At 58.8% G+C, this 621-nt stretch carries 1 protein-coding gene; it reads right to left on the minus strand.

Annotation, left to right across the window (positions count from 1 at the left end):
• A partial coding sequence (locus tag ADK28_RS01400) for a GTP-binding protein (RefSeq protein ID WP_048794688.1) occupies positions 1-535 on the minus strand: 535 nt, incomplete at its 3' end.
• Positions 536-621: the final 86 nt, after the last annotated feature.

Here is a 621-nt window from a genome sequence, read left to right on the forward strand (position 1 = left end):
AGTGGTCTTCGGCGCCGATAGGAATAACGATCGGCACCGGATTGGCTTTGAGGCGCTCGATCATCATTTTGCGTACGCGGAAAAAGTCCGCGCCGATGCGGTCCATCTTGTTGACGAACGCCAGCCGCGGCACCTTGTACTTGTTGGCCTGCCGCCAGACGGTTTCCGACTGCGGCTGCACGCCGCCCACCGAGTCATAGACCATCACGGCGCCGTCCAGCACGCGCATCGAGCGCTCCACTTCAATGGTGAAATCGACGTGCCCGGGGGTGTCGATGATATTGATGCGGTGCTGCGGATAATTATGCTGCATGCCGTTCCAGAAGCAGGTGGTGGCCGCCGAGGTGATGGTGATGCCGCGCTCCTGTTCCTGCGCCATCCAGTCCATGGTCGCCGCGCCGTCATGCACTTCACCCAGCTTGTGGCTGACCCCGGTGTAAAACAGAATCCGCTCGGTGGTGGTGGTCTTGCCGGCATCGATATGCGCGGAGATGCCGATATTGCGGTAACGTTCGATAGGGGTGGTGCGAGCCATAATCAACCTTTCTTAGCCGCGTGAAGGAGAGCGGCTTAAACAGCATGGATAATGGTGATAATCCTCATAGGGTTATCCGCCGGATC

The organism is Serratia sp. 506_PEND (assembly GCF_001076875.1).
GTDB classification, from domain to species: domain Bacteria; phylum Pseudomonadota; class Gammaproteobacteria; order Enterobacterales; family Enterobacteriaceae; genus Serratia; species Serratia marcescens.